19 protein-coding genes and 1 other RNA gene are annotated in these 20,519 nt (G+C 68.1%); 12 read left to right on the top strand and 8 right to left on the bottom strand.

Annotation, left to right across the window (positions count from 1 at the left end; all coding sequences use genetic code 11):
* Positions 1 to 18: 18 nt before the first annotated feature.
* Complete coding sequence (gene serA / locus DM818_RS05160; protein WP_153952397.1) at positions 19 to 1,614, bottom strand: phosphoglycerate dehydrogenase; 1,596 nt, start codon at positions 1,612 to 1,614, stop codon at positions 19 to 21.
* A gap of 103 nt (positions 1,615 to 1,717) precedes the next feature.
* On the opposite strand from serA, the gene DM818_RS05155 reads away from it, so the two are divergent.
* Both DM818_RS05155 and DM818_RS05150 read left to right on the top strand, forming a co-directional pair.
* Positions 1,718 to 2,248 (top strand): AAA family ATPase, encoded by a 531-nt coding sequence (locus DM818_RS05155; RefSeq protein ID WP_075937786.1) that lies wholly within the window; start codon positions 1,718 to 1,720, stop codon positions 2,246 to 2,248.
* Positions 2,245 to 2,640, top strand: coding sequence for an RNA-binding domain-containing protein (locus DM818_RS05150; RefSeq protein ID WP_075937787.1), 396 nt, complete (start codon positions 2,245 to 2,247; stop codon positions 2,638 to 2,640). The genes DM818_RS05155 and DM818_RS05150 overlap by 4 nt, the downstream gene beginning before the upstream one ends.
* Here the strand turns inward: DM818_RS05150 and DM818_RS05145 are convergent.
* Positions 2,637 to 3,650 carry a molybdopterin-dependent oxidoreductase gene (locus tag DM818_RS05145; protein WP_153952396.1) on the bottom strand — a complete coding sequence of 338 codons (1,014 nt, stop codon included), beginning with the start codon at positions 3,648 to 3,650 and terminating at the stop codon, positions 2,637 to 2,639. The two genes, DM818_RS05150 and DM818_RS05145, sit on opposite strands and share 4 nt — an antisense overlap.
* Before the next feature lie 93 nt (positions 3,651 to 3,743).
* Between DM818_RS05145 and DM818_RS05140 the strand changes: the two genes are divergently transcribed.
* The gene (locus DM818_RS05140; protein WP_172977289.1) at positions 3,744 to 4,619 is read left to right on the top strand and encodes a GAF domain-containing protein; all 876 of its coding nucleotides are present in this window, start codon (positions 3,744 to 3,746) and stop codon (positions 4,617 to 4,619) included.
* Here the strand turns inward: DM818_RS05140 and metX are convergent.
* A complete protein-coding gene (gene metX / locus DM818_RS05135) occupies positions 4,616 to 5,812 on the bottom strand; it encodes a homoserine O-acetyltransferase MetX (protein WP_075937790.1) in 1,197 nt (398 codons plus the stop codon). The two genes, DM818_RS05140 and metX, sit on opposite strands and share 4 nt — an antisense overlap.
* The gene (locus DM818_RS05130; RefSeq protein ID WP_153952394.1) at positions 5,809 to 7,068 is read right to left on the bottom strand and encodes an O-acetylhomoserine aminocarboxypropyltransferase/cysteine synthase family protein; all 1,260 of its coding nucleotides are present in this window, start codon (positions 7,066 to 7,068) and stop codon (positions 5,809 to 5,811) included. Before DM818_RS05130 ends, metX begins: the two co-directional genes overlap by 4 nt.
* A gap of 107 nt (positions 7,069 to 7,175) precedes the next feature.
* On the opposite strand from DM818_RS05130, the gene DM818_RS05125 reads away from it, so the two are divergent.
* Both DM818_RS05125 and DM818_RS05120 read left to right on the top strand, forming a co-directional pair.
* Positions 7,176 to 8,654, top strand: a complete 1,479-nt coding sequence (locus DM818_RS05125; RefSeq protein ID WP_153952393.1) for a sulfatase — start codon at positions 7,176 to 7,178, stop codon at positions 8,652 to 8,654.
* A complete protein-coding gene (locus DM818_RS05120) occupies positions 8,654 to 9,670 on the top strand; it encodes a lysylphosphatidylglycerol synthase transmembrane domain-containing protein (RefSeq protein ID WP_153952392.1) in 1,017 nt (338 codons plus the stop codon). Before DM818_RS05125 ends, DM818_RS05120 begins: the two co-directional genes overlap by 1 nt.
* Positions 9,671 to 10,274: 604 nt before the next feature.
* Here DM818_RS05120 and DM818_RS05115 read toward each other — a convergent pair.
* Positions 10,275 to 11,264, bottom strand: a complete 990-nt coding sequence (locus tag DM818_RS05115; RefSeq protein ID WP_153952391.1) for a nicotinate-nucleotide--dimethylbenzimidazole phosphoribosyltransferase — start codon at positions 11,262 to 11,264, stop codon at positions 10,275 to 10,277.
* 79 nt (positions 11,265 to 11,343) lie between these two features.
* Between DM818_RS05115 and DM818_RS05110 the strand changes: the two genes are divergently transcribed.
* From DM818_RS05110 to DM818_RS05095, 4 genes are read left to right on the top strand one after another with little or no spacing between them, the layout of a single operon-like run.
* Entirely contained in the window at positions 11,344 to 12,222 is an 879-nt protein-coding gene (locus tag DM818_RS05110; protein ID WP_075937795.1) for an oxidoreductase, read from the top strand.
* Between the two features lie 40 nt (positions 12,223 to 12,262).
* Complete coding sequence (locus DM818_RS05105; RefSeq protein ID WP_075937796.1) at positions 12,263 to 13,642, top strand: HD domain-containing protein; 1,380 nt, start codon at positions 12,263 to 12,265, stop codon at positions 13,640 to 13,642.
* A gap of 47 nt (positions 13,643 to 13,689) precedes the next feature.
* Positions 13,690 to 14,094, top strand: coding sequence for a CBS domain-containing protein (locus DM818_RS05100; protein ID WP_075937797.1), 405 nt, complete (start codon positions 13,690 to 13,692; stop codon positions 14,092 to 14,094).
* 31 nt (positions 14,095 to 14,125) lie between these two features.
* Positions 14,126 to 14,587, top strand: a complete 462-nt coding sequence (locus DM818_RS05095; RefSeq protein ID WP_197738606.1) for a PaaI family thioesterase — start codon at positions 14,126 to 14,128, stop codon at positions 14,585 to 14,587.
* On the opposite strand, the gene DM818_RS05090 is transcribed toward DM818_RS05095, so the two are convergent.
* On the bottom strand, positions 14,584 to 15,036 hold the full coding sequence (locus tag DM818_RS05090; protein WP_172977288.1) for a GNAT family N-acetyltransferase: 453 nt from the start codon (positions 15,034 to 15,036) through the stop codon (positions 14,584 to 14,586). The genes DM818_RS05095 and DM818_RS05090 overlap by 4 nt on opposite strands.
* Complete coding sequence (locus DM818_RS05085) at positions 15,033 to 15,608, bottom strand: cysteine hydrolase family protein (protein ID WP_075937800.1); 576 nt, start codon at positions 15,606 to 15,608, stop codon at positions 15,033 to 15,035. The genes DM818_RS05090 and DM818_RS05085 overlap by 4 nt, the downstream gene beginning before the upstream one ends.
* 80 nt (positions 15,609 to 15,688) lie before the next feature.
* Here DM818_RS05085 and DM818_RS05080 point away from each other — a divergent pair, with 80 nt between their 5' ends.
* Together DM818_RS05080 and DM818_RS05075 are read left to right on the top strand one after the other, a co-directional pair.
* Positions 15,689 to 17,173: an Hvo_1808 family surface protein gene (locus DM818_RS05080; protein WP_075937801.1), complete on the top strand. Its 1,485-nt coding sequence runs from the start codon at positions 15,689 to 15,691 to the stop codon at positions 17,171 to 17,173.
* 30 nt (positions 17,174 to 17,203) lie between these two features.
* Entirely contained in the window at positions 17,204 to 18,343 is a 1,140-nt protein-coding gene (locus DM818_RS05075) for a nicotinate phosphoribosyltransferase (protein ID WP_075937802.1), read from the top strand.
* Between the two features lie 218 nt (positions 18,344 to 18,561).
* On the opposite strand, the gene rnpB is transcribed toward DM818_RS05075, so the two are convergent.
* Positions 18,562 to 18,891, bottom strand: an RNA gene (rnpB, locus tag DM818_RS05070) — RNase P RNA component.
* 140 nt (positions 18,892 to 19,031) lie between these two features.
* Here rnpB and DM818_RS05065 point away from each other — a divergent pair.
* Positions 19,032 to 20,507: a S8 family peptidase gene (locus DM818_RS05065; RefSeq protein ID WP_153952388.1), complete on the top strand. Its 1,476-nt coding sequence runs from the start codon at positions 19,032 to 19,034 to the stop codon at positions 20,505 to 20,507.
* Positions 20,508 to 20,519 lie beyond the last annotated feature (12 nt).

Raw genomic sequence — 20,519 nt, 5'->3', positions numbered from 1 at the left:
GAGTGTGAAGAAACTACCTTACCGGTCGATTTCGACGCCGTCGAGCGCGATGTAGGTGATGTCGATGATGCGGTCGTCGTCGAGCAGCTTCTCGCGTGCGCCCTCGGGAATCTCGTGGTCGACGTTGTAGACGGTGAGCGCTTCCCCGCCGATGGTCTCGCGGGCGTTGTACATGCCGGCGATGTTGATGTCGTACTCGCCCATCACCGAGCCGATGAGGCCGATGACGCCCGGCTCGTCGGTGTTGCGCGCGATGACCATCTGGCCGCCCGGAATCGCGTCGACGCGGTAGCCGTCGATGCGGACGATACGCGGGTCCTCGCCGTTGAACAGCGTCCCCTCGACGGCGACCGAATCCGTCTCACCCTCGACGGTGACGGTGACGAGACTCTGGAAGTCGTCGGACTGGCGGCGCTTGCTCTCGGTCACCTCGATGCCGCGCTCCTCGGCGACGCCCTGCGCGTTGACGCTGTTGACGTGCATCTGTGACGGCTTGAACACGCCCTTCAGCGCGCTCGCGGTGACGAGGTCGATTTCCTCGTCCGCGATGTCGCCCTCGTAGGCGATTTCGACGCGCTCGATGCGGTCGTCGAGCAGCTGGACGGCGATTTCGCCGGCGGTCTCCGCGATGCCGATGTACGGCTCGACGCGCGGGAAGGCGGCGGCGTCCATCGACGGCGCGTTCAGGGCGTTCACGACCGGCTCGTCGGCGAAGGCCGCGAGCACCTGGTCGGCGATGGAGGTGGCGACGTGCTCCTGTGCGGCGCTCGTGGAGGCACCGAGATGCGGCGTCACGATGATGTCGTCCACGTCGAGCAGCGGCGACTCCTCCGGGAGCGGTTCCTCGCCGAACACGTCGAGTGCCGCGCCCGCGAGCGTGCCGTCCTCGACGGCGGCCGCGAGCGCCGGCTCGTCGATGATGCCGCCGCGCGCGCAGTTGACGACGTAGCCGCCCTCCAGCTTCGCGAGTTCGTCCTCGCCGATGAGATTCTCCGTCTCCGGCGTGAGCGGGGTGTGGATGGTGAGGAAGTCGGCGCGGTCGAGGACGGTATCGAGCTCCGCGAGTTCGGCACCGAGCTGTTCGGCCCGCTCCTCGGAGATGTAGGGGTCGTACGCGACGAGGTCCATCCCGAGCGCGGCGAGTCGCTTGGCGACCTCCTGGCCGACACGGCCCAGCCCGACGACGCCGAGCGTCTTGGCGTTGACCTCCGTGCCGAGGTAGTCGCTTTTCGCCCACTCGCCGTTCTTGAGTCGGCTGTGTGCCTGTGGAATCGAGCGCGCGCTGGCAAACGCCATCGCGACGGTGTGTTCTGCGGCGGCGCGGACGTTCCCTTCGGGTGCGTTCGCCACGATGACGCCGTGGTCGGTGGCGGCGTCGATGTCGATGTTGTCGACGCCGATGCCGGCGCGGCCGACGATACGCAGGTCGGGGGCCGATTCGAGCAGTTCGCGGGTCACCTCGGTGCCGGAGCGGACGACGAGCGCGTGTGCGTCGGCGACTGCCTCGTGGAGCGTCTCCCCCTCCAGTTCATAGCCCGTTTCGACCTCGTGGCCGGCCTCGCGGAGCCGGTCGAGACCGGCGTCTGCGATGGGGTCCGTGACGAGTACCTTCATACCGAGAGCGGAGAGCGGCGCGTGGTTAACGCTTTGCTCCTCGACAGCTTTCACCCCGTGTCCAAGCACAGCGCTTATCGGCCGCTCCGTAAAAAGACGGGTAATGGCCGTCATCGGAACCGTCGGGCTACCGGGGAGCGGAAAGGGTGAGTTCGCAAGCGTCGCGAACGACCTCGACATCCCGGTAGTCACGATGGGTGACGTGATTCGGACGGAGTGTCGCCGGCGCGGTCTCGACCCCGCAGACCACCACGGCGAGGTGGCACAGACGCTCCGCGAGGAGGACGGTCCCCTCGCCATCGCCGAACGCTCCATCCCCATCATCCGTGACGCCTTAGAACACAGCGACACCGTCGTGGTCGATGGACTCCGGTCGGCCGCCGAACTCCAGCATTTCCGGTCGGCCTTCGGCGACGAGTTCGAACTCGTCGCCATCGAGGCCCCCTTCGCGGACCGCGCACAGCGTATCGACGCCCGGGGCCGCGACAACAACGCCCGCGAGACGCTCCGCCAGCGCGACGAGCGCGAACTCGGCTTCGGGCTGGGCGAGGCGATCGAGCAGGCCGACCGCCACATCGAAAACGACGGCTCGCTCGCACAGTTTCACGACCAGGTCGAGGAGATACTCCAATGATATTCGCCGTCGACGTACGGGCCGAGACCCCCGTCAACGAGACCGAGCTGCCAGACCGCGTCGAGCGGGCCGTCCGCACCGTCTTCCCCGACGCCGACGTAACGTGGGAGGACGGCCGCCTCGTCGCCGAGACACACGACCTCGCGCACTTCTCCGAACTCCTCCACGAACAGGAGATCCTGGACACCGCGCGCAACGCCTTCGAGGTGGACGAGGAGGGCTTTTCGTTCCGCTTGAAGAAGGCCGCCGCCTTCGAGGGGGTCGTCAACTTCGCCGTCGGCTCGCCGGGCGAACTCGGCGTCATCGACGTGCGGGTCGACGTGCGCGAGCCGTCGGTCGACCAGTACATCGACCACGTCATCCCCTCGACGGAAGGCGGCGAACCCGTCTAGAGGCCCGACACCTGGATCGCGACCCACTCCGAGTAGTCGCGGCGTCGCCACACCCGCACCTCCGTCACCCACTTCACCCACTGGAAGCCGCGGCGTCCGGGTGCGACCAGCCGCATCGGCCGCCCGTGGCCGTGGCGCAACGGCTCGCCGTCGACGTGCGTCGCGAGCAGGGCGTCGCGCGCCTCGTCCAGCGGGAGCGACCACCGGTACCCCGTCACCGAGCGAAACTGCACCCACGAGGCCCCGTCCGTCGGGCCAGCAGTATCGAGTAGTTCGCCGACGGACAGCCCGCGCCAGTCGTGTTCGGAGTACCAGCCGCTCGTGCAGTCGAGGAGCGCGCGCTGTTGGGTGTCGAACGCGAGGTCCCCTCGCTCAAACTCCTGTTCCGTCTCGACCGCGCCCGTCACCGACAGCGTCCACGCCTCCGGGTCGAGTGGCTCGGGGTCGTCTGCGACCCACGCCGTCACGGGGAAGTCGTTTCCGCTGTCGGACCCCCGTTCGCGCGACCCGGTGTACCGGCGTGCGGTTCCGAGCACGTCGGTCGCGCGATACGCGGCCGCGCCCAGCGTCACCATCCCGAGCCACGACAGCGTCTGTCTGCGGTCGCGGAGACTCGCCCGCGACGGAATCCGGAGCCGGTCGCGAAGATGGCCGACGAGCACGACCGTCGTCGCCACCCCGAGCACGGCGTGGACGAACAGGAGGGTGAACGCGCCCGACAGACTCGCCCCGAACACCCACGCAATACCGGTCGCGAGCGCGGCGACGGCAAGCAGGGTCAGCAGTATCGAGACGGCGACGCGACCGGATCGGGCGCGCACGCCGGCCCGGACGCGGGCGCGGACCCGCCACAGCTTCACGCCGAGAAAGCCCACGAGCGTGACGCCGACCCCGCCGTGGAGGAGAAACAGCCACGCGTCGCCGGGGCGTGAGACCAGCCCGACGAGTCCCGTCGCGAGCGCGATACCCACCCCCGCGAGCAGAGAGTAATCCACGACGTCGGCGTCCATACGCCCGGATACGGCTACTGCTACTTGAGTATCCGACCCATGGGTCGGAGTGGCAGAAACGCTTATTGCCGAATATCGTTTCCTGTTAAATCTATGTCCAGTATCATCCTCTATGCGGACGCCGATGCTGGCCAGCGAACGGCCGTCTCCGAGGAGTTGGAGGCAACTCGACGGCTTTCGCCGGTCACGGCGGCGTCGCTCCGGGCGGCCCGCGAGCGACTCGCCGCACAGAGGGTCGACGCGGTCGTCGTGGGAGCGACGGTCGCCGACGGCGCTGCCGCCGACCTCGTGACGACCGTCGGGTTCGTCGCACCGTGGCTCCCGCTGTTCGTGTACGCGGCCGATGGTGACGCCGCCGACACGACCGCCCACGAGACGCTGCTTACCGACCGCTACGACGCCGAGGAGGTTTCACCGGCCGCGCTCGCCGACGAACTCGCCGCGGCCATCGAGGAGCGATCGCCCACGCCCAACGCCGAGCGCGAGACCGACCGCCTCACCGCGGTCGACGGGTACGACATCCCGACGGCGGCCAGTCTCCCGTTCGACCGGCTCACGGGGTTGGCAGCCGACGTGCTCGATGCCCCGGTCTCGTTCGTCAGCGTCATCACCGACCGCGAACAGCAGTTGCTCGGCGCGAGCGGGCTCGATGTTGGCTGTATCGACCGCGCGAACTCCGTCTGTACCCACGGGCTCCACGAGGAGTCACACCTCGCCGTCACGGACCTGCTTGCCGACCCCCGCTTTGCCAGCATCGGCGAGCTACGGGAGCTCGGGTTGCGCTCGTATCTCGGCGTCCCGCTCCGGGCTCCCGGCGGCGAGTCGCTCGGGATGTTCTGTGTGATGGACACCGAAGCACGCGAGTACGACGAGTGTGACGTGGCGCGGCTGCGTGGGTTCGCTCGGACCGCGATGGATATGCTCTCGCTCCAGCGGCCGGACCCGCTGGACTCGCCGTTCGGCGCTTAACTGGAGAAGAGACTCGTGTGGACGGGCGCGAAGTCGTCGCCCTCGTCGCGCTCGACCGTGTCCGAGACGGCATGGCCCCTGACACCTGAATCGAGGAAATCGCCCAGCGGCGGGCCGACGTGTTCCGGCTCCACGAGGAACGCGTCGTGGCCGTGGTCGGATTCGACGACGTGGTGGGCGCTCCGAGTGCCGGTGGCGCGGAACGCCTCGGCCAGCTCCTCACCCTGTTCGGTCGTGAAGTGCCAGTCGCCGGTGAACGAGACGACGAGCGCCTCACCATCGAAGGCCGCGAGCGCGTCGCTGTCCGACTCGTAGCCGCCCGCGAGGTCGTAGCTGTCCATCGCACGAGTCAGGTACAGGTAGGCGTTCGCGTCGAACCGCTCGGCGAACCGCTCGCCGTTGTAGTCGAGATACGACTCCACCTCGCGGTACGGGAAGAAGCCGGCCGCGGGGTCGAGTTCGAAGGCGTCGCGGGCGGCGTCCATCCCGGCCGAGCGGCGACCGAACTTCTTGGCCATCGACGACTTGGAGAGATACATCACGTGGCCGAGCTGGCGCGCGAGCGCCAGTCCTTGTACCGGGTCCGGACCGTCGCCGTAGTAGTCGCCGCCCTGCCAGTCGGGGTCGGTCGTGATGGCGCGGCGCGCGATGGACTCGATGGCGAGACACTGCGCGTCGAGCCGCGCGCCCGTCGCGACGGCCAACACTCTATCCACGTGGTCGGGGTGGCGTTTCGCCCAGTCGAGGGCGTTCATCCCGCCGACGGAGCCGCCGACGACGGCGTGGAGATTCGGCACCCCGAGCTCATCGAGCAGGAGCCGCTGGGCGCGCGTCCAGTCGCCGACCGTGACGGCCGGAAACCGCGTCCCCCACGGCTCCCCGTCCGGTCCCTCCGACGGCGGGCCGGAGGAGCCGTAACAGGAGCCGGGGACGTTCGCACAGACGACGAAGTAGTCGTTCGTGTCGACGGCCTTCCCCGGACCGACGATGTCGTCCCACCACGCGGCGGCCTGGCCGGCCGTGTCACCGCGCCGGCGGCGACCGGCGACGTGTTGGGAGCCGGTGAGGGCGTGACAGACGAGGACGGCGTTGTCGCCCGTGAACTCGCCGTACGTCTCGTACGCGACCGTGAGGTCGGGAATCGACTCCCCGCAGTCGAACTCGAACTCGCCCAGCGAGACGGTGTCGCTCATATCGCCGCCTCCAGGTCGGCGATGATGTCCTCGCTGTTCTCGATACCGACCGAGAGCCGGAGCAGGTCGGGCGTGACGCCGGAGGCGCGCTGTTCTCCCTCGGAGAGTTGGGCGTGGGTCGTGCTCGCCGGGTGGATGACGAGCGTGCGCGAGTCGCCGATGTTGGCGAGGAACGTCGCCACCTCGACCGACTCACAGACGCGGGTGCCGCCCTCGTAGCCGTCTTCGAGTCCGAAGGTGACCATCCCGCCGTAGCCGTCGAGATACTCGGTCGCGAGGTCGTGGGTCTCGTGGTCGTCGAGACCAGGATAGTTCACCCACGCCACGTCGTCGTTGTCGTCGAGATACTCGGCGACGGCGAGCGCGTTCTCGCAGTGGCGCTCCATCCGAAGCCCGAGCGTCTGGACGCCCTGTAAGGTGGACCACGCGTCGAACGGCGACTGCTGGTCGCCCAGCGACCGGAGGCTGCGCTGGCGGACGGCGTACTCGAAGGCCCGGTCGCCGTACCGCTCGGTGAAGTCCAGCCCGTCGAACGCGGTGTTTGCGGTCACCTCGGGGTAGTCGCCGGCGTGCCAGTCGAACTCCCCCCCGTCGACGAGAATCCCCCCGACGGTCGTGCCCGAGCCGTGAATCCACTTCGTCGTGGACTCCCAGATGAGGTCGGCCCCGTGTTCGAGCGGGCGACACAGCGCCGGCGTCGCGAACGTGTTGTCGACGAACAGCGGCACGTCGTGGTCGTGCGCGACCGCGGCGATCTCCTCGATTGGCGGTGTCACGAGCGACGGATTGCCGATGGTTTCGAGGTGGACGTACGCCGTGTTCTCGTCAATCGCCTCGGCGTAGGCGTCGGGATCGAGCGTGTCCACGAACCGGGCTTCGATACCCCGGCGCGCGGCGGTGTGGCTCAGATAAGCATGGGTACCTCCGTAAATCGAGGAGGCGGAGACGACGTTGTCGCCCGATTCCGCGAGCACGAGCGTGGCGGCGTCGAAGGCGGCCATCCCCGAGGCGGTGGCGCAGGCTCCCGTCCCGCCGTGGAGGGAGGCGAGCCGGCGCTCCAAGACACCCGTCGTCGGGTTCGAAATGCGCGAGTACATGTGGTCGTCGCGTTCGAGCGCGTACAGTTCGGCGGCCTGCTCGGCGCTCTCGAACTCGTAGGAGGTGGTCTGGTGAATCGGGAGCGACGCCGCCCCGGTCGCCGGGTCGCCCTCGTCGCCGGCGTGGAGCGCTCGCGTATCAAAACCGAGCGTGTTCATGTACAGTATGCATATTCTTCAAGACTCGTATAACTCTCAGTTACGGCAACGCTTGCCGGCAGCGGGAGACCACGAGGTTTATTCGCGTCACAGGACACGAGACGGGTATGACAGACGCGGACAACGTCCTCTTCGTCGTGCTGGACACCGTCCGGAAGGACCATCTCACCCCGTACGGCTACGACCGTGAGACGACGCCGACGCTCGAGTCGCTCGCCGCGGAGGCGACCGTCTACGAGCAGGCCGTCTCGCCCGCCCCGTGGACCCTCCCCGTCCACGCCTCCATGTTCACCGGCCTGTACCCGAGTCAACACGGCGCGAGCCAGGAGCAGCCGTATCTCGACGAGTCAATCGGCACGCTCGCGGAGGCGCTCCAGTCGGCGGGGTACGACACCGCGTGTTACTCCTCGAACGCGTGGATTACGCCCTACACCCGGCTGACCGCGGGCTTCGACGAGCAGGACAACTTCTTCGAGGTGATGCCCGGCGAGTTCCTCTCGGGGACGCTCGCGGACCTCTGGCAGAAGGTCAACGACAACGACACGCTCCGCAGCGTCGCCAACAAACTCGTCGAGGTCGGCAACGACATCCACGAGTACTTCGCCGGCGCGGAGGGGGCCGACTCCAAGACGCCGGAGGTCATCGACAACGCCATCGACTTCACCGACGACGCCGACGAGTGGTTCACGTTCGTCAATCTGATGGACGCCCACCTCCCTGTCTACCCGCCCGAGGAGTACGCCCAGCAGTTCGCCCCCGGCGTCGACGCCACCGAGGTGTGTCAGAACTCGAAGGAGTACAACTCCGGTGCCCGCGACATCTCCGAGTCGGAGTTCGAGGACATCCGCGGGCTCTACGACGCCGAGATTCGCCACATGGACGCGGAACTCGACCGCCTCTTCTCGCATCTCAAGGAGACCGACCAGTGGGAGGACACGCTCGTCGTCGTGTGTGCCGACCACGGGGAACTCCACGGGGAACACGGACTGTACGGCCACGAGTTCGGCATCTACGACCCGCTCGTCAACGTCCCGCTCGTGGTCAAGACCCCCGGCGAGGAAGGGAGACGCGACGACACGCAGGTCGAGATGCAGGACCTCTATCACACGGTGCTCGACTTCACCGGCGTCTCGGCCGGTCGCGGTGAACCCCTGGATTCGACCCGTTCGCTGTTGTCGGCCGACTACCGCGACTTCGCCGACGGCGAGTACGCCTTCGTCGAGTACCACCGCCCGGTGGTCGAACTCAAGCAGCTGGAGACGAAGGCCGAGGAGGCCGGCATCACCCTCGACGAGGAGTCGCGCTACTACTCCCGGATGCGGGCGGCTCGCCGGGTCGATGGAAAGTACATCCGCAACGAGCGCATCACCGACGAGGCCTACCGCATCGACACCGACCCCGAGGAGCGGGACGACCGCATCGACGACCCCGACGAGGTCGTCGAGGAAATCGAGGCGACGCTGCGCGAGTTCGAGACGCGCGTCGGGGAGACGTGGGACGACGACTACGACCCCGACGCCGACGTGCTCGGGGAGATGGACGGCACCGCGAAGGACCGCCTGCAGGACCTCGGCTACCTGGAGTAGTGGACCGCTCGCTCCCGGTCGACCGCGAGACGGGCTGGAAGATTCTCGCGGGCTTCGCCGTCGCCGGCATCGTCCTCTACGTCGTCGCCTCCCAGTTCGGACTGGACGAGGTCGTTGACACGCTCGCGGGCGCTGACCTCCGGTGGCTCGCCGTCGGCTGTCTCTCCACCACGGTCTGTCTCGTCCTCTGGGGGAAGGCGTGGCACGTCGTGCTCCGTGTCGCCGGCATCGACGTGCCCTTCCGCAAGCTCGTGGGGACCTACTTCGCCGCCACGTTCGCCAACTACGTCACCCCGCTCGGGCAGGCGGGCGGCGAGCCGTTCATCGCGTACGTGCTCTCGCGCGACACCGAGGCCAGCTACGAGGAGTCGCTCGCGTCGGTCGTCACCGCCGACCTGCTGAATCTGCTCCCGTTCTTCTCCTTCTCGGCTATCGGGCTCTCGGTCCTGCTCGCACAGTCGTCGCTCCCGGGTGCGGCCCAGTCACTCGCGTGGGGGCTACTCGCGATGGCCGTCGGCGTTCCCGTCCTCGTCGGGCTGGCGTGGCGATATCGCGAGCGCGTCCGAGGTGGCGTGCTCAGACTCGTCCGGCCCGTGACTCGAATCACGAGCCGGCTCTCCGTCGACGGGGTCGCCCGCCGCATCGACGAGCTGTACGAGTCGTTCGGCCGGATTGCACAGGACCGCCGCGCGCTCGTCGTCGCGGTCGTCTTCGCGTACGCCGGCTGGGTGTTCTTCGCCCTGCCGCTGTACTTCGCGGGCAAGACGCTTGCTGTCCCGGGTATCGACCCGCTGCTCGTGCTGTTCGTCGTTCCGGCCTCGACGCTCGCCGGCCTGACCCCGTCGCCGGGCGGGACGGGCGGCGTCGAACTCGCGCTCGTCGCGCTGTTGGTCGCGCTCACGCCGGTGTCGAACGCTGTCGCGCTCTCGATTGCGCTCGTGTATCGCGTGATGAGCTACTGGTTCGCGCTCGTGGTTGGAGGCGTTGCGGCCGTGGCTGTCGTGGCTCGGTCGTGAGTCTGTTTATGTGAGTGTGGTGTCTCGTTTGCTGGCTCTGATTGCTCTGACTGCTCTGTCATTTCGGGATCGAAAACCCCGGGCGTGTCGCGGGCGTGCCGGCGGTTCCACCGCCGGCTGCCTGGGAGCGCGTCGCTCTCCCGGTAGTGGTCACGGAGTCAACCACGCAAGCGCGACACGCCCGCCCGTTTCAGTCCTACCCGATGGCACAGCCCACGAGCCTCCCCAGCCGATTCGCTCCCTGCGGTCGCTCATCCCTCGCGCTGACTCTCGCGCACAGGGCGCGCTCGGACCACGCCAACCGCACAGGCAACCGTTGCGGTGGCCTACCGCACCGCTCGCCGTGCGAGCGTGTGCGGTCCGGGGGAGGGTTGGGAGAGCGGCCGGAGGCCGCGGGCTAGCGAGCGGTCGCGGTGCTGGCAACATCAAATAGAGGCGTGTCAACATCGCGTCGGCTTCAGTTGACGGCTCTGACGCTGAAGACACAACAACTGCACGAAGGTTCAAATCAGAAGCCGAGGCCAGCGACCCCATGTAACGAGTCGCCCGCGACGCCCGAGACGGGAGCCCGGCGTAGCGTCGCGCGTACCCAGCCGGCTGTTCGCTATCCGAGGAGCCGCTCGTAGGTCGAGATAACGCCGTCGCGCACGTCGGCCATTGGGACGCCGGCAGCGTCGGCCACCGCGAGCGCACCGCCCATCCCGACACCCTCCTTCGCCTCGCCGGCGAGGTATCGCTCGAAGGCGACGTGGCTCTCATCGAAGCCGGGGTCGGTGACGGTCACGTCCAACTCGAAGGCGTCGGCGGCGGCAGACAGGTCCACGTTCGGGTCGGCGTCGATGAAGGAGGTGGTGGCGAGGGAGAGCCGGCCGTCGGCGTCGGCGTGGCGAGCCAGCGCGGCGACGGCGAGCAACTGCGTCCCGCCGGCCAGCGTCACCGGCGTGTCCGTCTCCAGCGCGCCGACGGTCAGTCCGCCCAGCACCGCGGCCGTCGGGTCGCCCATCCGACGGACGGCGCGTCGCGGCTGGCCCGCACACGAGCCGGCGTTGAGGTCGCTGGCGTCCAGTCCCGCCGCCACCACCTCCCGTTTCAGGTCGAGCGGGTTCGCCGCGAGCGACGAGGAGACGCCGGTCGCGTCCGTCTCACCGAGCGCCGTCAACACCCCGAGCGCGGTCGTCGTCCCGCCGGGAACCGTCTCGGCGAGCAGCAGGTCCTCGTCGAGCGCGCGCCCGAACTGCCGGGCCGCTTCCCATACGCCGTAGGCCGTCGGGACCGGTTCCTCCTCGCGGATGTCGCGACCCGGCGTCGCGCCGACGGTGACGGTGCCGGCAGCCGTCGGCTTCGCGAGGCCGGCGTCAACGACCGTCAGCGGCAGGTCGAGCCGTTCGCGCACGGCGCGGGTCACGACCGCCGGCGTCGGACAGCCGGCCGGCGAGACGGGCGTCACCGGCGCGCGCACCGGCTTTCCGTACTCCAGTATCTCGGCGTCGGCACTCGGCGTGTGGACGAGCAGGTCGCCGTCCGTCCCCGCCGCACTCAGTCCCTCGATGGCCGCGGTCTCGGTCGTCCCGGCCGCAAGTACGAGTCGCGTCATACCCGTCGTGGGGAGAGCCGACGCTTGTGTCGTCCGGTCTGGAGCGAGCGCTTTTGCTCGCGGCGACCCTCCGTCCGGTATGACTTGGAGCACGGACGATATTCCCGACCAGAGCGACCGCCGATTCGTGATCACCGGTGCGAACAGCGGCATCGGCAAGGAGGCGGCGCGCGAACTCGCCCGCGCCGGCGGCACGGTCGTGATGGCCTGTCGCTCGCTCGACCGCGGGGAGACCGCCCGAGACGAGATTCGCGAGGAAATCCCCGGCGCGAGCCTTCGGGTCGAGCCGCTCGACTTGGCGAATCTCGACTCGGTCCGTGACTTCGCCCACCGGCTCGACGGTCCGATAGACGTGCTCGTCAACAACGCCGGCGTGATGGCGATTCCCCGCGCCGAAACCGACGACGGCTTCGAGATGCAGTTCGGCGTGAACCATCTCGGCCACTTCGCGCTCACCGGTCTGTTGGTCGACCAGATACGCGACCGCGTCGTCACCGTCTCCTCGCGCGCCCACGAGAACGGTGACATCGACTTCGACGACCCACACTCGCGCGCGGGCTACGACCGCTGGGAAGCCTACGGCCAGTCGAAGCTCGCGAACCTCCTGTTCGCGTACGAACTCGACCGCCGCAGCGACGTGACGAGCCTGGCCTGTCACCCCGGCTTCGCCGCGACGAATCTGCAAAGCGGCGCGGCGACCTCCCTCCCGATGCGCGTCGTCATGGGCGTCATCAATCGCGTCATCGCACAGTCGGCCGCCGACGGTGCGCTGCCCACCCTCTACGCGGCGACCGACCGCGACGCCGAAGGGGGGCAGTACATCGGCCCGAGCGGCTTCGGCCAGATGCGCGGTGCCCCCGAGCCGCAGGAGTCGACCGACCGCTCGTACGACGAGACGCTGGCCACCCGGCTGTGGACGCTCTCGGAGGCTGAAACCGAAGTCACCTACCCGTTCTGAACCGAAACCGTCTCCGGCGGCCCCCGTGTTTCCCTTGGAAATGAGCACGCGCCGCATCAAAGACCCCGTCCACGGCTACATCGAGCTGGCCGAGCCGCTGGTCGAGCGACTGGTCGACACGCCGGAGTTCCAGCGGCTCCGCCGTGTCCGCCAGCTCTCGGCCACCCATCTCGTCTACCCCGGGGCGACACACACCCGGTTTGAACACTCGCTCGGCGTCTACCACCTCGCCAGCGAGGTGTTCACCAATCTCCGCGGGCAGTCGTACTTCACCGACGGCGCGACGACCGCCGAGTTGGACGAAATCGAACAGACGCTCGCGTGCGCGAGTCTGCTCCACGACATCGGTCACCCGCCGCTGTCACATCTCGGCGAGCGCCACCTCGACGTGGATGCGCTCCGGGACCGACTCGCCGAGACGGGCTTCGTCGCCCGGTTTCGGGCCGTCGCGCCCGACGTGAACGGCTGGCCGAAACCCATCGAGCGCGCTGCCCCCCACGAACTGCTCTCGTGTGTCCACATCCTGGAGGTGTACGACGACGCGCTGGATGCGCTCGGCGTCTCGCCGACCGAGGTGGCCGGCTACGTGCTCGGCTGGAGTCTCGCCTACGAGACCGGCGCGGCGTGGCAGTACGGCGTCGGCCCCGAGATTCTCCACTCGCCCGTCGACGTGGACCGGCTCGACTACATGGTCAGAGACGACCACATGACCGGCGCGGACGTGCTGGATATCGACACCGACCGGATGACGAGCGCCTACACCGCCCACCCGAAAGCCGGCCTCGCGCTCGCGGAGGGGGCACTCTCGGCCATCGGCAACTATCTGGAGGGGCGCGTCTCCCTGTACCAGTGGGTCACCCAACACCACAAGTCGGTGTACGCGAACATGCTGTTCCAGCGACTGCTGGATGAACTCGCCGCCCGCGAGGACCTCATCACCGCCGACGCCGTCCTCTCTGGCGTCGACGACTTCTGGCTGCTCGAACGGTTCCGCGAGGCGGCCGCCGACCCGCCGAGCGAGGCGTTCGGTGACCTCTACGACCGGTATCGCTCTCGCGACTTCGCGGAGTCGTGCTGGAAACACCGGCTCGGATTCGGGGACGCTGTGCCCGACGGCGTCGACCCCGACGCGTACGCCCGGTGGCTCATCGACAACGACGACCGCCTCGAAGCGGCGCTGGCCGACGACCTCGACCTCCCGGACCACGAGGTGTGGGTCGAACACTCCTACGTGCCCGAGTACGAACCCGGCGAACTGCGGGACATCCCGCTCGCTCACCGCGGTCGGGTCCAGTCCGTCGCGGACCACGGTCTCTACGGCGGCCGCGAGTTCGAACGCACTATTCCCTTCGTCTACGTCCCCGAGGGGTACGCCCGCGACGCCGTCGCCGCGCTTGCCACTCGCCATCCGCGTCAGTGACTGCCACCGCCGCTAAGTTTATAGCCTGCCATGTGTACTCAATTATCATGGACGATATCTTTGTCGCGCGGCTCATGTCGACCGACCTCAAGACGGTCACGCCCGACACGCTCGTCGAGCAGGCGGCGAAGCTGATGATCGACTCCGAGGTGGGGTCGGTGCTCGTCGTCGAGGACGACAACCAACTCGCCGGGATTCTCACCCGGACGGACTTCGTCCACATCGTCGCGGGCCAAGAGCCGAAAGACCAGACGCCAGTTTCGGCGTACATGTCCGACACGCCGGTCACCATCTCCGCCCAGGCCAGCGTCGCCGACGCCGCCGACCTGATGGTCGAGTCCGGCGTCCACCACCTGCCCGTCGTGGACGACGACGCCGGACTCATCGGCATCGTCACGACGACCGACCTCGCGGCTCACATCGCCGGGCTCGACCGCAGCGTCCCAGCGTAGGCTACAAGCCGCGCTCGCTCTTTTGCTCGTCGTGGACGAACTTCCAGACGGCTCGGCCGACGCGCTCCAGGAGTACATCGACACCCACCACGAGTTTCTCTCGTGGCTCGGCGTCACGGTCGAGGAACTCGAACGCGGTCGCGCCGTCATGGCGATTCCGTACGACCGAAAGCTGACGAACGTCCCGTGGACCGGGGCCGAAGACGACACCCGCCACCCGATTCAGGGCGGGGTCGCCGCCACGCTCACCGACACGGCCGGCGGGATGGCGCTCCGCGGCGAACTCGACAACCCGCTCACCGCCGGCATGGCCACGATCAATCTCAGCGTCAACTATCTGGAGGCCGCCCGCGGCGACCTCACCGCGACCGCCGAGGTGACCCGCGCGGGCAAGACGGTCGGGGTGAGCGAGATTCTCCTCGAAAGTGAACACGACGGCGAGACGACGCCCGTCGCGCTCGCGACCGGGGCCTACCGGCTCTTTCGCGCCTAGAGCGACTTCTCGAACCGGACGACCTCGTACTCGCCGTCCTGTCGTCGCCCGGCTTCGTGGTAGCCGTGGCTCGGGTAGAACCCCATCGCTTGCTCCTGTCGCGCCGTCGTCTCCAACTCGACGTGCTCGTAGCCCGCCTCGCGGGCGTGGGCTTCCAGCGCCTCGATGATGCGTGAGCCGTACCCCTCGCCCTGTGCGTCGGGGGCGACGGCCATCCGGAGCAGTTCGACGCCGGAGTCGCGGGGCTTGTACCCGCCCATCGCGACGATGTCGCCCTCCGCTTCGAGCACGAGCAGTTCGCCGCCCACGCCACGGTAGGCGGCGACCGGCGTGTCGAGGTCCTCGTTGCCGGGCACGTCGTCGGGGTCGGAGCCGGCAGACCGGATGGCAGCGCGGTGGAGCGCGAGTATCTCGTCGCGGTCCCCTTCCCGGACGGGTCGGATACTCACGCGAAGGCGACCTCGTCGGTGGTCGTGCGCTCGCCCACCAGCCACTCGACGTGGTCGGTCGCGTACTCGTGGTGTTCCTCCTCGATTGCGCCGATCGCATCCTCGGCGAGGACGACTCGGTAGTCGCGCAGCCCGGCGCTCGCGGCCGTGTGGAGCACGCAGACGTTCGCGAGCGTCCCACAGATGAGCAGCGTGTCGATGCCCCGCGCCGAGAGCCAGCCGTCGAGTTCCGTCTCGTGGAAGGCGTCGTACGTGTGTTTTTCCACGACGTGGTCGCCGTCCTCGACGGGGAGGTCGTCACACAGCTCGGCTCCCCACGAGCCTTCGAGGACGTGTTCCCCCCAGCGGTCGAACTCGTCGTAGCTGTGGGTTCCGTCGAACTGGTCGGGCGGGTGGACGTCGCGCGTGTAGACGACGCGCGCACCGGCGTCGTGGGCCGCGTGCGCGAGATCGGCACACGGCTCGATTGCCGTCTCGCTGCCGGGGGCGTACAGCGCCCCGTCCGGGTGACAGAAGTCGCGTTGCATGTCGACGACGACGAGCGCCGTCGTCGCCGGGTCGAACATCGCCATACCGGACGAACGGCGGCGACGCCGAAAAGTATCACCCCGTGGACACCGCCGTTTTTTGTCGTGGGGGCCGAGTATGCGGTATGCGAGCACGTTCGACCGTCCTCCTCGTCGTTCTCGTCGCCCTCGCCGGCTGTAGCGTCGGCTACAGCGGCTCGACCCCGACGCCGACCGACGGGACGACGCCGACCCCCGCACCGGAGACTGCGACGCCGACGCCGTCGGCGAACCAGACCGCGACCGCCGAACCCGTCACCGACCTCCCCGACCCCGAAACCGACGTGCTCGGGTGGGAGAACGGCTACTGGGCCAACGAGACCATCAGCGTCGACCGCAGCGACGGACTCAGCGAGGCCGAACGCGAGCGCATCGTCGCCCGCGCGATGGCTCGCGTCGAGGTCGTCCGCGAGATGGAGTTCAACGCGACGGTGCCCGTCGAGCTGATGTCCCGCGAGGAGTACCAAGACAGCCAGTACGCCGGCGGCGGCAACCGGTCTGCGGCCTTCACGACCTTCGATAACGCGAAGTTCGAGGCGCTGTTCCTCGTCGGCGAGGACCGCGACTCCCTCGCCGTCCAGCAGTCGAACCGTGGCTCCTCGGTCGCCGGCTTCTACACCCCGCGCAACGACCGCATCGTCGTCATCTACGGCGGCGAGACGGCAGACCTCCCCGGCGAGCGCACCCTCGGCCACGAACTCACCCACGCCCTCCAAGACCAGCAGTTCGATCTCACCTCTATCACCGCAAGCTCTCGCGAGCAGTCCAACGCACAGAACGGGCTCATCGAGGGCGACGCGAGTCTCACCGAGGAGCGCTACATGGACCGCTGTGGCGACGAGTGGCAGTGTCTCTCCGCCCCGCAGTCCGGCTCCGGCTCCGGCGGCGACATCCACCTGGGCATCTACATCATGAACTACTTCCCGTACGACGAGGGACCGGCCTTCATCGAGTTCTACCAGGAGCGTGGCGGCTGGGACCGCATCAACCAGATGTACGACGACCTGCCGGCCTCGACCGAACAGGTCGCCACCCCCGAGAAGTACGCCATCGACCCGGACCCGCCGACCGACGTGAGCTTACGCGACCGGACCACGAACGGCTGGGAGCGGGTCGACCCGCCGGAGCGAAACCCGACGGCCCGACTCGGCCAGTCGGCGATGACAGCCATGTTCGGGTACACGCTGTACGCCGACACCGGAAACCAGCCCGTACTTCAGCCACAGGAGCTGTTGAACATCGACGCTGAGGGGAACATCGTCCAGCCGCCGTTCAAATACACCGCTGCGCCGGTGCGCGGCTGGGACGGCGACCGCATGCACATCTACCAGAAGGACAACGAGTCGGCGTACGTCTGGAAGTCCGTCTGGGATAGCCGACAGGACGCCCAGGAGTTCGCCGACGCCTACGCCGACCTGCTCGCCTACTGGGGCGGCAGCCAGCAGTCCGGTGCGGTGTACACTATCGACGACGGACCGTACGCCGACGCCTTCCGCGTCACCGTCGAGGGTGACACCGTCACCATCGTGAACGCGCCGACGACCGGCGACCTGCCGGACGTTCACGAGTAGACTTTTCGCCGGGCCGATCAACCGTCCGGTATGTTCGATATCGTCTCGCCCGACGCCATCGCGAGCGGCCGGGCGACGGACGCCTACTTCCAGCGCACCCGCGAGGCGCTCGAGGGCGCAGGCCGCGACCCGCACGTCGTGTGTGAGGTAACCGCAGACCAGTTCCCGACCGGCGAGTTCGAGGTGTTCGCTGGCATTGAGGACGCCGCCCACCTGCTCGCCGGCCACGACCTCGACGCCTACGCCCTCCGAGAAGGCCAGCTGTTCGACGGCGGTCCGGTGATGCGCATCGAAGGGAACTACCTGGAGTTCGCCGAACTCGAAACGTCGCTGCTGGGCTTCCTCTCGCCTGCGAGCGCGTGGGCGACGGGCGCGAGAGAGATTGCGACCGCCGCCCGCGACCGGACTGCCCTCTCGTTTGGTGCGCGCCACGTTCACCCATCGACGGCCGCCGCGCTCGAACGCAGCGCCCTCGTCGGCGGGATGGACGGCTTCTCACACGTCGGCGCGGGCGACGTACTCGACCGAGAGCCCAGCGGGACGATGCCCCACGCGCTCGTCATCGCCTTCGGCCGCGGCAAGCAGGAGCAGGCGTGGCAGGCGTTCGACGAGCACGCCCCCGAGGACGTGCCCCGTATCGCGCTCACCGACACCTACGCCGACGAGACGGAGGAGGCGGTCCGGGCAGCCCGCGCGGTCGAGAACCTCGACGGCGTCCGACTCGACACCACCGGCTCCCGGCGCGGCGACTTCGAGCACATCGTCCGGGAGGTGCGGTGGACGCTCGACGATGCCGGCTTCGAAGACGTGGACATCTTCGTCTCCGGCGGTATCACCGCCGAGACGGTCCGTCAGCTCCGGCCGTACGTCGACGGCTTCGGCGTCGGTTCGGCCATCTCCGACACGCCGCCGACGGATTTCGGACTCGATATCGTGGAGCGCGACGGCGAGGGCGCAGCCAAGCGCGGGAAGCTAACGGGCGCGAAATCCGTCTACCGCGTCGACGGCGACCACGTCGTCCAGCCGGCAGACGCGCCCGCCCCCGACAACGGCGAATCCCTCCTCGAACCGCTCATCGAGGACGGCGACATCGTCCGCGAGTTCGATATCGACGCTGCGACTGAACGGTGTGCGCGGGATGCTGAACGGGTCGGATTCAGAGCAGAATAGAATCACCCTCTCACGCCAGCATCCGCGAGCGAGGAACGAGCGAGCGGTTCACTGCAGCGAGCGACGCGAGCCGCAGGACCGAGCCCCGACCAACGGGAGGGGCGACATGTCTTTTTGATGTTCTCGTGAGTGTAGCGAACGAGAGCTGGCGAGACGCGAAGCGTCTCGCGGTGCAGATTTTTGCCGACGAGCCGAAGACTCGTCGTGCAAAAAGGTGCGGCTGAGGGGAGTAAGCCCCCTTCTGTTCGGTCCGGCATTCGGCTGAGCACCCGTCGCGGTCGCCGGGCTACCAATGAACGACGGGCTTGCACCGGCGAGGATTCGCCGTTCCATCGCTCCCACTCCATCGGCGTTCTGCGGGTTAGCTTCCTTCCCTCGCGGGTCGGGTCGCGCGCATCATCACTCCGGAGTGGACGTGTCGTTGCTGTTCCAGTGCCAGCGGTCTCCCGCTCTGGACGTGTGTCCAGTCGCCTGCCCGGTCGGTGGGGGGACTTTCCTCGCCACCGGGGTCCTACTCCCGGTAAGGCGGTGGCCGGACTCCCTCTGCCATCCGACCGTTTGCCCCCACCGACCCTAAACACGTTGGACCACGCCAGCGCCGAGTGATAGGTTAGCGCAAAAATAAATTGGTATTTCTGCAACAAAATAAAATGCCAATATTTATCAATCGCGATTTATACGCCGTTGTATGGTTCGACATACCAGACGGTCGATGCTGAAGACGGCAGGTGCAACGCTCGGCGGACTCACGCTCGCGGGGAACGTGAGCGCAAGTACCGGCGAGAACGCACGATTCTTCATTAATCTCACCGAGGTCTCCCGGAGCGAGGTCCCCGACGACGTAGAGATTATCCACGACCTCTCACAAGCGGACGTACTGGTAGCACGCGGCGACCAGGAGCGTGTCGGCGGTCCTGGGGCGACCGTCCCGGACATCAAAATCGACCTGAGCGATGATACGACCGGTGCAGTCGAGTCGCAGGACGGGCCGAGCGTCGACGAGCGGTCGGCGAGCCACAACCACGACGGTGCCCCGTCGAACTCCGAGTTCCAGTGGGACAAACGCGCCCAGAATCTCAGCAACAACCTCACCGACAAACCCGGCAACGGGAAGGTCGTCCACGACACCGCGACCGGCGAGGGGACTCGCGTCGCGGTCGTCGACAGCGGTGTCTACGACGGCCACCCGGACCTCGAAGACGTCGTCAACGCCGACCTCTCGGAGAACGTCACGGGCGACCCGTACGACTTCCGCCCGAACGGTGCTGGCAGTCACGGCACCCACGTCGCCGGCACCATCGCCGCGACGAACAGCAACGACGGTCCCGGCGGCGGCGTGCTCGGTACCGCCCCCGACACGGAAATCATCGCCTACCGGATGTTCTCCGGAATGGAAGGATACCAGGGCGACGGCTACGCCGCGTGGGTGAAGGCGGCAGAGAACGACTGCGACGCCATCAACTACAGCGTCGGCTTCCCGTTCCCGTACGTGTTCCCGGAGGAACTGCCGTCGCTGCGCGCCGAACTCCGGATCGCAGAACTGGTCGCCAGCTACGCCCGCGAGCAGGGGACGGTCGTCGTCAACTCCGCCGGCAACGACAGCCTGAACATGGACCGCGTCGACCCCGAGCGCGGTGAAGTCCTCAGTCTCCCGACCGAGGCGGAGGGCGTCTTCGGCGTTAGCGCGACCGGGCCAATCGGCGTCGGCTGGGGCGGCAAGAAGTCAGACAACGAAGAGCAGTGGCTCCGCGGCAACCGTCTCGAGGAGCCGACGACGGAGCCGGCCTTCTACACGAACTACGGCAGCGCCGTCGACGTGAGCGCGGCCGGCGGCAACGCCGACCTACAGGCGATTGCGTCGAACCCCGACGCCTACAACGACCTCGTCTACTCGACCGTCAACACGGTCGACGCCGACGGAAACGTCGTGTCGAGCTACGGCTGGAAGGCCGGCACTTCGATGGCCGCCCCGCAGGTCTCGGGAGCCGTCGCGCTCGTGCGCTCGCTCGACCCCGACGCCAGCGTCGAGGAGGTCGAACAGCTCATCCGCGACACCGCCTCACAGGAAGCCGAGGGCGAACTCTACCACGGCTCGGGCCACCTCGACCTCGAAGCGCTCGTGAAGGCAGCGAGCAAGGGCAAGGGTAAGGACCGCGGCCGGTAGACCGCGCCGGCA

The organism is Halosegnis longus, from assembly GCF_009663395.1.
In the GTDB taxonomy this organism is placed as follows: Archaea; Halobacteriota; Halobacteria; order Halobacteriales; family Haloarculaceae; genus Halosegnis; species Halosegnis longus.
Note: the sequence above shows the minus strand (reverse complement) of the source record. Positions and strands in the feature narration are given on the sequence as shown.